At 39.3% G+C, this 8,857-nt stretch carries 7 protein-coding genes and 1 tRNA gene; 1 reads left to right on the top strand and 7 read right to left on the bottom strand.

What is annotated here, in order from left to right:
- Nucleotides 1-227: 227 nt before the first annotated feature.
- Complete coding sequence (locus PHP31_03305; GenBank protein MDD3738301.1) at nt 228-2,813, bottom strand: hypothetical protein; 2,586 nt, start codon at nt 2,811-2,813, stop codon at nt 228-230.
- Between the two features lie 125 nt (nt 2,814-2,938).
- Here PHP31_03305 and PHP31_03300 point away from each other — a divergent pair, with 125 nt between their 5' ends.
- Nucleotides 2,939-4,087 carry a porin gene (locus PHP31_03300; GenBank protein MDD3738300.1) on the top strand — a complete coding sequence of 383 codons (1,149 nt, stop codon included), beginning with the start codon at nt 2,939-2,941 and terminating at the stop codon, nt 4,085-4,087.
- A gap of 166 nt (nt 4,088-4,253) precedes the next feature.
- Here PHP31_03300 and PHP31_03295 read toward each other — a convergent pair.
- From PHP31_03295 to pstS, 6 genes are all read right to left on the bottom strand, one after another.
- Nucleotides 4,254-4,324 (bottom strand) — tRNA-Gln (locus PHP31_03295).
- Nucleotides 4,325-4,367: 43 nt separating this feature from the next.
- Nucleotides 4,368-5,153, bottom strand: coding sequence for a PhoU domain-containing protein (locus PHP31_03290; GenBank protein MDD3738299.1), 786 nt, complete (start codon nt 5,151-5,153; stop codon nt 4,368-4,370).
- 61 nt (nt 5,154-5,214) lie between these two features.
- A complete protein-coding gene (gene pstB / locus PHP31_03285; protein ID MDD3738298.1) occupies nt 5,215-5,997 on the bottom strand; it encodes a phosphate ABC transporter ATP-binding protein PstB in 783 nt (260 codons plus the stop codon).
- Nucleotides 5,985-6,869: a phosphate ABC transporter permease PstA gene (gene pstA / locus PHP31_03280; GenBank protein MDD3738297.1), complete on the bottom strand. Its 885-nt coding sequence runs from the start codon at nt 6,867-6,869 to the stop codon at nt 5,985-5,987. The genes pstB and pstA overlap by 13 nt, the downstream gene beginning before the upstream one ends.
- Nucleotides 6,866-7,723: a phosphate ABC transporter permease subunit PstC gene (gene pstC / locus PHP31_03275; GenBank protein MDD3738296.1), complete on the bottom strand. Its 858-nt coding sequence runs from the start codon at nt 7,721-7,723 to the stop codon at nt 6,866-6,868. The genes pstA and pstC overlap by 4 nt, the downstream gene beginning before the upstream one ends.
- Nucleotides 7,713-8,843, bottom strand: coding sequence for a phosphate ABC transporter substrate-binding protein PstS (gene pstS / locus PHP31_03270; GenBank protein ID MDD3738295.1), 1,131 nt, complete (start codon nt 8,841-8,843; stop codon nt 7,713-7,715). Before pstS ends, pstC begins: the two co-directional genes overlap by 11 nt.
- Nucleotides 8,844-8,857: the final 14 nt, after the last annotated feature.

Raw genomic sequence — 8,857 nt, 5'->3', positions numbered from 1 at the left:
TTTTATACGGTTTTTATTGCCTAAAGGCAATAAAAAATTCCTTGTAAAAAGTGTCTTTTCTTTTGTTTCGTTTTCTTTGGACAAGCAAAGAAAATGAAAAAAACAAAATTGAAACCATAAAAGTTTGTCTATTTAGACTATAGCCAAATTAATCACAAAAATTATATAAATAAAGAAAGCCCGACAGATGATACTATCGGGCTTAATATATAACATGAAACTTTTAGCTATTTATCCTTTGGAGTTTTAAAGAGTGCAACAAATCTTTTCCAAAAGTCAATAACCTTTTTACGCTTTATAATTCCCCATACTATTAATCCTGCTAATATTATTAAAGCTACAACTCCAAGTGCTTTAATCCACGCAATCATCAAGTTGTTGCTGTGAAGTATATTGTCGTGTGCTTCGGGTGTTGCAAAAGACAGATTGGTTACCTGTGCAATTTTGGTTAGCATTCTATTAGGTATTGTTCCGTTAGGAATATCCTGGTGGCAGGCAACACAAGCTGTTTCACGTGCAAGAAAATCGCGTTGCTCTTGAGTAAGCGGTATAGCAGTGGGCCAATGCGAATCTATTGTCTGAACCTGTTCACCATCTAAATTGAGCAATCGCATAAAATCGCCGTGCAACTTACTTATAGCTGCTATTTGCACCTGCGTGTATTGGCTGACATTATTACCGTCGGCATCAATTACATCGGCGTAGCGTGGTGTGCCTGGTGTTGCATCATAAATTCCGCCATCTATGCCATATCCTGCTGCAATCGGATTTCCATGGCATTCTGCACACTCTCTCGATTTTAGCGATGTAGTATGCGGATTAAGCGGAGCTAACTCAATAGCATCGTATCCGGCTTCGGTTTTTGCGACATTGTTCCACACAACGGTTTTGCCTTGCTCGTCAATAACGGTGCTAACAGTTTGAATAACACCAACCAACGGCGAAACTCTTCCCTCGCCGTTTATACCCAAAGGTGGATTTTCCCAACGTATATGACTATAATCGCCGTAGGTAGGAGCACCCGGCTGCATTGCAAATTTGCCGTGATAATCGGCTGTTGTACCGTCTGCTCCGTAAACTTGTGGCGATTGAAGCCAATCGACAGATGATTTTCTATAATCAATCACGTATTTATATCCGTAGTACTGCGGAACCCAAGTAGAATGGCAGGCGTAGCATTCCAATTTATCAATGTGCTTGGTGGTAACCATTGCCACTTTAGCATCTTTTGGGTTTTTCCATCCCTTTTTCTTATTTATTTCTTTAAGGGTGATTAACTCGAACTCGCGGTCGCTACCGTCTGAATGCACTATAACGCGGTCGCCACGGCGTACAACATTACCCAGCGGATTTCCACGTGTAGAAAGCAAGTAGCCATCTTCTTTCGGATAAGTTATTCCAAATTCTTTGGTAACTGCGAGTGGTTCGTCAGCTAAACCTCTTGCATTTTTCATGTCAAGCTTTTTACCAAACTCATCGCCGTAACCCAAAGGCAATTCCCAAGGATAATGAGTTGGCGTACCGTGGCAGTCAGAGCACTCAATTTCTATCGCTCCAAGAGCTGCAACATCAATATTTCCGTTGCCGTGCACACCAATAGTTGTATGGCAGTCTTGACACAATAATCCAGGAACCATTTTTCCGTCTTGCTCTATTTGTCGGTGAGCATCGCCTTGCATATATTTGAATACATAACCTGCATTGGGCTTTTGCGGCAATCCGTTTTCGTCAAAAGGACCTTTATTATACGAAGATTCCAACGGCATAAACCCTTGATAAGAGTGACCTATCCTACGTCCGCCGGCATGGCAAGATGCACAAGTGGAGACCTGCACACCGCTCATTTGGTGGTTGTTAAAGCTAATGCTAGACTTTCTGGTTCCTTGCATTGAGTGTACCAACAAGTGTCCGGGTTTATCTTTGGGAATTTCGGGGTCGCCGCCTTCGTAAAATCCTTCGTTGCTGTAAACGCTGTGGCAAGCAGCACATCCCATTCCGCGGTAGTGTCCCCTACCCTGATTTCCTTTGTTGCTCAAGTGGCAAGCATTACAATTGCGCAAATAGGTAAATGCAGCGAGTTCGGGATTGGTTTTTATTTCTTCGGCAGAAACTTTGGGAATTTCCTTCAATTCAGTAGGAAATTGTCCCGGAAAAGTCGCAGCCATCTCTTTCATATAATCGATGTATTGCTCAGTGCCAAATCTGGGTGTTTGTCCGTCGGTATCAACAAGAGTGCTGTTGGCGTAAATGTGGTCGTAGTTTTCGGTGCCTATGCCAAAACTCCATGCCATAGCTTTCATTTTACCGGCATCGCTGTTCATCATTGATAGTCGTGTATTATACACGTGGTCTTGGTGACATAATCCGCATGTGTTCTCATTGACTTGCAAAGCAGCCGGAACAGGCGTAAAAGCTGATAGAGAACTGCCTTTAGGTACTCCGCTGTGAGCCCTATATTTATTGTGCAATTCGGCAGGTGTTCCACCATGGCAGACAACACAACCGTTAGGATCGCCGAGAGCTGTGCCTTTCTCGAATATTTGTTGCATCATCTCAGACTCCATAGGACGAGTTGGTTCTATTCCTTGATGGCAAGCTAAACAGTAAGCACCTTCGGCAGGAAATACTGCGTTAGAAACATCTGTAGTTGCAATAGTTTGGATAGCTTGCTGTGCCAAGCGTTGGTTTTCGGCTCGCGAATCGCTTATAAAATCAACAAAGTAGCTAACTAACAATCCGGCAACAAACAAAACTAAAAGCGTTAGCATTGTACTTGCTACTTTTCTTTTGGGTTTATTATTGGGTTTCTTCATAAAGCATTCTTTTGAAATATTTCCGCAAATATCTATATTTTTTCTAACTTTGCAAATGATATTGAAAAATTTAATGCGTATTTAAAAAAATAGACAAACTTATATCAACACTAAAGAAAAGTTTTATGAATAAAATTTCCATTCTTACGGTAATACTAACCTGTTTTATTTATTTCATTTGCAGTTCGTCATTGCAAGCTCAATCAACTAACGATAAAAAACCGGAAACCTTAAACCTTTCGCTACATTTACGCCCGGCGTTCAATTCCCATTTTGAAGGAAAACCTTTGAAGTACGATGACGCTTCATTTAAATTTGAGCACGTAAATGTTGACATAACCGGACAAATCACGCCAAAGCTAACGTACCGTTACTTGCAACGCCTAAACAAAGCAACACCTGTTTTTTCAACTGAAAACCTACCATCTTCTATAGATTACGCATATTTGAAATACAAGTTTAACGATCATTTTTCAGTTGCTGCCGGAAAGCAAGCCCTACTAATCGGCGGATTTGAATACAACAAATACCCTGTTGATGTTTACGACTACAGCGGAACAACAAATTTTATTACTTGTTACTTGACGGGAGTGCAAGTTGCGTACTCTCCTACAAAAAATCAGGAGTTTATTTTTCAAATTCTTAATAACAGAATGGGAACATGGGAAGAAGCTGTAGGTAGACCTTACGCGACTTCAAACCTTGAGTCGCCTACTCTGCCCTTGTATTACTCTATAGGTTGGAATAGCAGCTATTTTGATGATGCTTTGCAACTGCGATATGCAGCTAACTTTACTACACCCGCAAAAGACAAAAAATTGTTTATGGTTACAGGTGGACAAAAATGGCAGTCGGGTGATTTTAGCGTATACATCGATGCCTTTTATCAGCATTCGGAAGTTGATTATTTAGGTGCAATTAGAAATATGACCGACAGTTCGGATAATATTGCGGAATATGTAAACTATTTTTCGGTATTGGGAGAAATTAATTACAAACTTTCACCCAAATGGAATATTTTGCTCAAATGCTTTTACAACAATTATTCTACCTACAAACCAAGCATTAACCTAGATGAAGGTAATTGTCTGACTTCCTTGAATTACCAAGCCGGTATTGAGTTTTACCCAATGGAAGACGATAATTTGCACTTATTTTTAATTACAACTTTAAAGGATTACCAAGAACCTGTTGTCAGGCAAATAAATACTCCTAATAATACTTGCAGAATTTCAGCAGGATTTATTTATCGTATTCCTGTGATTTCACTATAGTGAATGGTGGTCAGTGACGAGTGGTGAGTGATTTTAGTTTCGTCCCGAAGTTTCGGGAGAGTCAGGAGTATTGAGTTATAAAATTAGAAGTTAGAAGTTAGAAGTTAGAAATTAGAATTACTAATTTTACTCGGAACTCAGAACTCAATACTAAAAACTACATCTGTTGTCTTACTAGGATTCGAACCTAGACAAACAGGACCAGAATCTGTTGTGCTACCATTACACCATAAGACAAAATAATGGTGCAAAATTATAAAAAAATTACTGCTAAAAGTCTTTATTCGCCAATTTTTTCGTCTGTCAACTCATTCTTTGGAGTTTCAGTTGACGGCTTTTCTTCTCTTTTCGGCGATTTTATATGGCGTATATCTTTACCTTCTATCAAAAATATTGCCGATGTGGAAATATCAACGGCTTTATCGGCAATTCTTTCAATATGATAAGAAATTGCGTTTAAATTCATAATATTAAGCAAAGCTTGGCTGTTGTGGGTTTTTCCACCAAAGTCATCGGCTAGACGTTTTTCAATTTTTCTCTCCATTTTATCCACTTTATCGTCCATCAGAATAGTTGAATAAGCAGCTTCATCGCTGATGTCGGTGAATGCAAACAACGAATTTTTGAGCATAGTAAATGCGCGGTCGTACATTTTTAGCACAAGCTTTTTATAGTCTTTAAATCCGTGAATCGAAAAATCAGTATTTTGCAATGATGCCGATATATTCGTAATCAGGTCGCCAACACGCTCCATAGAGATAGTCATGTCGTGGTATGCCATTAGTCGGCGTAGATCGCCTGCACGTGGTGTAAAAAGCATAATGGCGTTTATTACCTTTTCTTTTATGGTAATATCTAGAGAATCGATAAGTTTTTCGTTACGCTTTATTTGCGAATTAATTTCTTTACTTGGCTTTTCTACAAGCATGTGCCTTACAAAATCCATTTGCGAAAGAACTATTTCAGTTAGCAACTGAAAATCGCTTTCAAGCTGACTTAAGTATTGATCTTTAATTCCCATAATAACATTTTCGGGTTGTTGAAGATTAATATTATCGTTATTCATAATTGTTTGTTTGACAAATATACGTTTTTTCTATTATTTCAATTGTTTATATAATTATTGCTTAACCGAAGGCTCCGGTTAGGTATTCTTCGGTTTTCTTATTTTGTGGCTTGGTAAACATTCGTGTGGTATTACCGTATTCTACCAATACACCTAAGTACATAAACATTGAATTATCTGAAATTCGTGCCGCTTGCGACATGTTATGCGTTACAATAATTATGGTGTATTTTTCTTTTAGTTGAAGCAATAATTCTTCAATTTTATTGGTAGATATAGGATCTAGAGCCGAAGTCGGTTCATCCATTAAAAGAATTTCCGGCTTTAAGGCTAATGTACGTGCTATGCATAAACGTTGTTGCTGTCCGCCCGACAGAAAAGAGCCGCGTTTGCTCATTACATCTTTTACTTCGTCCCAAAGAGCAACACTTTGCAGACTTTGCTCTACAATCTCGTCTTTTTCGGTTTTATTCAATTTTATCCCATTCAGTTTATAGCCTGCAAGCACATTGTCGTAGATGCTCATAGTTGGAAAAGGATTAGGCTGCTGAAACACCATTCCCGCCATTCGGCGAACGTCCATAGGATTCATTTCGAATATATTTTTTCCTTTCAGAAATATTTCGCCTGTAGTTTTAATGTTTGGATACAAATCGTGCATACGGTTTATGGCTCGCAAGAGAGTACTTTTTCCGCATCCCGAAGGTCCCATAATTGCCGTAATAGTGTTAGGATAAACATCTGCCGTAACCTTATCGACAGCGTATTTTCCGGGCTGGTACGAAACCGAAAGGTTTTTTAATTCTAAAATTGGTTTTTGTTGGTTTGTTGTCATATTTTCCATTTACGTGCCACAATCTTGGCAATCCAATTCAATACAAAAATTACAATTAACAGTAATAACGACGAAGACCAAATTAAATCGATAAGGTTTGGATCGTTATAAAACTCCCATATTAGCAAGGGAATAGACGATGTTGGTTCAAAGATATTCCAATTTACAAGTGATGCTCCGAGAGCTGTTAGCATAAGCGGTGCGGTTTCACCCATTACACGCGATATTGCCAACAAAATTCCCGTAAAAATTCCACCAAAACCGGAAGGTAACAAAATCCTGAAAACCACATTAGTATACGAAGAGCCTAAAGCTAAACCGGCTTCTTTATACGCTCTGGGAAGCATCTTCAAGGTTTCTTCCGTCGAGCGCACAATCATAGGCAACATCATGATAGAAAGTGCAACACTGCCTGCTAATGCCGAATAACTTCCGAGCGGCTTTACAACCCAAGCGTAAGCAATAATACCTATTACAATTGAAGGTATGCCTTGCAATAAATCGGTGAGGAAACTTATTATTTTTGAAAAACGTTTCTCTGAGTTTTCGGACAAATATATACCTATATACAATCCTAAAGGAATTGTGAAAAATATTGCCAAACCTACAATTAGGATTGTACCGGTGATCCCGTTTAATATTCCGCCAGGAATAGGCTCGCCGTTCACACGAGCAAACATCGCATCCATAGAAGATGGAGCGACCTCAGTAAAGAGACGGAAATTGAAGTTCTTATATCCTTTTGAAACCACTTCCCATAAGATGAGAAAAAGCGGAACCATTGCCAAGAAAGCGAAAATGCATATAAATGCGTAAGCCATCTTGTCTTTGACAATTCTGCGTTTTACACCTGTTGTAGAAGTAGATACATTATTTGTCATGCCGCACTTAATTTTTTCATAATCAGTTTAGCTATTAGGTTGATAATAGCCGTAATAATAAATAACAATAGACCTATAGCTATGAGAGCACTTAGCTTTAAACCGTCTGCTTCGCCAAACTGATTAGCTATAACACTCGCCATTGTATTTCCTGTACCCCGCAATCCGGCAGGGATATTGTTCGTGTTACCTATAAGCATTGTAACTGCCATTGTTTCGCCTAAGGCACGTCCTAAAGCTAAAATATATGAAGCTACAATACCGGAACCGGCAATGGGTATGCTCACTTTCTGAATTACCTCAATTCGAGTTGCGCCCAAACTATAAGCTCCTTCTTTTAAATTATTAGGAACCATTGAAAGGAACTCCGAACTTAAAGACGAGGCATAAGGAATAATCATTACTGCCAAAACAATAGATGCAAGAAAAACTCCGAAACCCTGCGCATTAACCCCTAAGGCAATCACAACAGGTCGCAAAGCATAGAACCCCCACAAACCGTAGACTATTGATGGAATTCCAGCAAGCAAGTCAACAATGGAACTTACGATAGAAGCTATACGCTTCCCTTTAAAGTATTCGCCGGTAAATAGTGCCACAGGCAATGAAAACGGAATACACAGCAATAAAGCAAAGAAAGCGGTGTATATAGTTCCCATAATAAACGAAAGCGCTCCGTATTCTTCGGTTGCCGCACGCGGATCCCATTCGGCGTTTGAAACAAAACCCCACACACCGTATTCGTTAAACACTTCTAAGGATTTTCCCACCAATGCGTACAAAATCCCTGCTGTGAGTAAAAGAATAACTACAGCTGCTGCAAAAAGTGATATTTTAAATATTCTATCTTTCATTATACAAAGTATCTGTAGTTAAATGTGTATTCAACGAAGTTTTAGTTGAGTCTTCAGTATATGGAATTAAAACTTCTCCGTTGTACGTAATTTTTCCTATTAATGCTTTGGTTTTTTCAATAGCTTGTTCAGAAAGCGGAGCGTAGTTTATTCGAGCTGCTACTTGTTGCCCTTCGGGACTAATTATATAGCTAAGCAACTTAACCAACTCTTGAGCTTGGACTTCTGTGTGATTTCCATCGTTAAGTTCTTGGTAAACAATGAGCCAAGTAAATATGCTCATGGGATAGGCATCGGGATTATCAACGTTGATAATAGATGCACGCATGTCGTCGGGAAACTGTATTTTAGATGCAGCAGAAATAGATTCTAACGAAGCCGAAACAAAATTGCCTGCTTTATTTTTCAATTGAGCCACTGGCAACCCAAGTGTAAGCGAGTACTCTGAGCCAATGTAACCAATTGCACCTTCGGTTTGTTGAACAATTCCGGCAACGCCTGGATTACCTTTGGCGGCAATACCTACGTCCCATTTCAAAGCTTTTCCCATTCCCATTACCTTTTTCCATTCGGGACTAACATCGCACAAATATTCCGAAAAATTGAATGTTGTACCGCTGCCGTCAGAACGATAAACAGGAGTTATTTCCAAATCGGGAAGTTTTACATTTGGATTGATTGCCGCGATGCGATAATCGTTCCATCGTGTTATATTGCCCAAATAAATATCTGAAATAAGCGAACCTGTAAGTCGCAGACTATCAACTCCCGACAACGTGTAAGCCATTACAATTCCACCCATACAAGTTGGAATGTGAATTACAGGAGCATTCATAGATTCGAGTTCCCTGTCGGTAAGAAAAGCATCGCTAGCACCAAAATCGACGGATTTGTCGCGCAAACTGCGTATTCCACCGCCACTGCCTATTGCTCCGTAATTAACGACAATATTGTCGTTAAGACTCATATAGTCGCGAAAAACAATGTTATAAAAAGGATATGGAAAAGTAGCACCAGCTCCCGAAATAGTTACTCCGCCACTTTTTGTTTTGTCGGAACTCAACCTACCACAAGAAAACAAAAGCATTGGTATAAGAAGACAGAGTACAGCTTTTTTCATTCTAAAAAAATTAT

The organism is Lentimicrobiaceae bacterium, from assembly GCA_028697555.1.
Classification (GTDB): Bacteria; Bacteroidota; Bacteroidia; order Bacteroidales; family UBA4417; genus UBA4417.
The sequence above is the reverse complement of the archived record's forward strand: the minus strand, read 5'-3'. Positions and strand labels throughout refer to the sequence as shown.

Bases quoted from the DNA above. Each gene is read 5' to 3' on its own strand.
- pstB (MDD3738298.1), bottom strand. From the start codon at position 5,997: ATGGAAAATATGACAACAAACCAACAAAAACCAATTTTAGAATTAAAA.
- pstS (MDD3738295.1), bottom strand. From the start codon at position 8,843: ATGAAAAAAGCTGTACTCTGTCTTCTTATACCAATGCTTTTGTTTTCT.
- pstC (MDD3738296.1), bottom strand. From the start codon at position 7,723: ATGAAAGATAGAATATTTAAAATATCACTTTTTGCAGCAGCTGTAGTT.
- pstA (MDD3738297.1), bottom strand. From the start codon at position 6,869: ATGACAAATAATGTATCTACTTCTACAACAGGTGTAAAACGCAGAATT.
- PHP31_03300 (MDD3738300.1), top strand. From the start codon at position 2,939: ATGAATAAAATTTCCATTCTTACGGTAATACTAACCTGTTTTATTTAT.
- PHP31_03305 (MDD3738301.1), bottom strand. From the start codon at position 2,813: ATGAAGAAACCCAATAATAAACCCAAAAGAAAAGTAGCAAGTACAATG.
- PHP31_03290 (MDD3738299.1), bottom strand. From the start codon at position 5,153: ATGAATAACGATAATATTAATCTTCAACAACCCGAAAATGTTATTATG.